The 1,781-nt window shown below is 49.1% G+C and carries 1 protein-coding gene and 2 pseudogenes; all 3 read right to left on the bottom strand.

The genetic code is table 11. The features are described from left to right. A pseudogene (locus Q0314_RS09750) lies at positions 1-328 on the bottom strand (hypothetical protein); the annotation flags it as partial. Continuing rightward, positions 309-947 carry a lysophospholipid acyltransferase family protein gene (locus tag Q0314_RS09745; protein WP_004321012.1) on the bottom strand — a complete coding sequence of 213 codons (639 nt, stop codon included), beginning with the start codon at positions 945-947 and terminating at the stop codon, positions 309-311. The pseudogene Q0314_RS09750 and the gene Q0314_RS09745, both read right to left, overlap by 20 nt. A 465-nt stretch (positions 948-1,412) precedes the next feature. After that, positions 1,413-1,781, bottom strand: a pseudogene (locus Q0314_RS09740) (CDP-alcohol phosphatidyltransferase family protein); the annotation flags it as partial.

The raw sequence follows: 1,781 nt of genomic DNA, 5'->3' as shown, positions 1-1,781 counted from the left end.
GGTTCAAATTTGCGTTTGGGTCAAATTTGATTTGCGGCAAGGCTGGCGTTTTAGCCCGGGTTTCGCGTTTAAATTTGACGCTTTTAGCCGTCATTTTAGAAGGCTCGCCGTCAAATTTGCCGCAAAAATCGGTCGCAAATTTACCTCGCTCGTTTGACCGCTTTATCTCGCGCTTAAATTCTTTGCGATGAGCGCTGCAAATTTTATCTCCAAGCTCCAAGCTGTCGCAAAAAATATCGGCCGAATTTTCTCGCGCGCTTGGCGGATTTGCAGGGCTCAAATTTACAGCTCTCGCCAAAGCCGTCGCGCTAGGCTTTCGTTCTATCATTTTGCGTATCGCTCATCGCTAGTAGCGCGTCTTGCGCCTTTTGCAAAAACTCGCCCTTGCCTTCGCCTCCGTACGATATCTCCTCGCCGACGATCAGCTCGCAAAGCAGCGGGATAGGTATCATAAAGCCCTTAGGCAGGACGTTACGCGCATTTTTGATCCAAATCGGCACCAAAGGCACGGAGGGGCACTCCTGCGCCAAGCGAAATACCCCGCTTTTAAACGGCTGAAGTGCTAGGTCGTCGTTCATCTTGCGCGTGCCTTCGGGAAAGATGATGAGAGAGTGCGTCTGCAGTGCGTCGCTCATTTGCGCTAGCGCTTCCAGCGGATCTTTACGGCGACTTATTAGCACCATGTTAAACACATTTTTAGCAAGAAATCTGCGCACGGGCCCGCTCTCCCAGTACTCCGCCGCCGCGACTGGGCGCACGCGCTTTCTCACGCGGTAAGGCAGCGAGACGAAAATCAGCAAAAAATCGCCGTGGCTGGCGTGGTTGGCGTAGTAAATTTTAGTACCCTCGCCGATGTTTAAAAGCTCCTGCGGCGGCCGTACGCCCGTGATAAATATCGTGATACGGCAAAGGATAAAATCAAGCGCGGCTGCTAAAAACTCTTTCATCTTGTATCCTTTTTACTCTTTTATTTTTCAAATTCACTTTTTGCGGCGCCTTCAATTTTACGGTTGCGTGCGGCAAATAAGCTTCTCGCCCGCCTTGCCAAAAACGAGCGTTTAGACATAAATTTGAGGCGATTAAAGCCGATACGGTTTTAAATAACGCCTGCAATTTGCCGCTTTTGCTACTTGCCTTTAATTTCACCGACTTTGATAAAACGCTCGAAATTAACCGAACACGTTTTGCGCGCCTAGCGTCTTTTAAAACGTCTAAATTAAGCGGACAAATTCGCCTTGATATTTTATCCTCGCCTCAAAAAATCTCGTAAATTTAAACAAGATCAAATTTATAACGATTGCGTGCCCGCATCGAGGCGAGCTTAAAACTTTTGCAATTATATCAAATTTAGGCGAATTTACCTTGCGTCGATTTTGGAGATAGATATTAAATTTATCCTCGTCCGAGGCGCCTTATTCCCCGCTTTTTAGTCCCATCCTCACGCGGTTTGCGCAAGTAAGCGCGAGTAAAAATATCGCGGCGTAAAGTACCCAGCTAAACCACTCCGGTAGTCGCCCAGATAGCGCATATACCGTACCGATAAGCCCGAATATAAACGCGCGGTCGCTCTTGCCCATAGGCCCGTCGTATCGCCTACCGCAACCGTGCACCTGCCCTAGGACGCCCAAAAACTCACTCATAAAAGATAGAAAGATAACGAGCGCGGTAACGCCCCAGTCAAACGGCGCCACGAAGGCAAACGGCAGATACAGCGCGGCGTCCGAGATGACGTCTGTGGCTTCGTTTAGGTAGCCGCCCAGCGGGCTTTTTTGATTAAACTC

Origin of the sequence: uncultured Campylobacter sp. (assembly GCF_938040115.1) — a bacterium.
In the GTDB taxonomy this organism is placed as follows: Bacteria; Campylobacterota; Campylobacteria; order Campylobacterales; family Campylobacteraceae; genus Campylobacter_A.
Note: the sequence above shows the minus strand (reverse complement) of the source record. Positions and strands in the feature narration are given on the sequence as shown.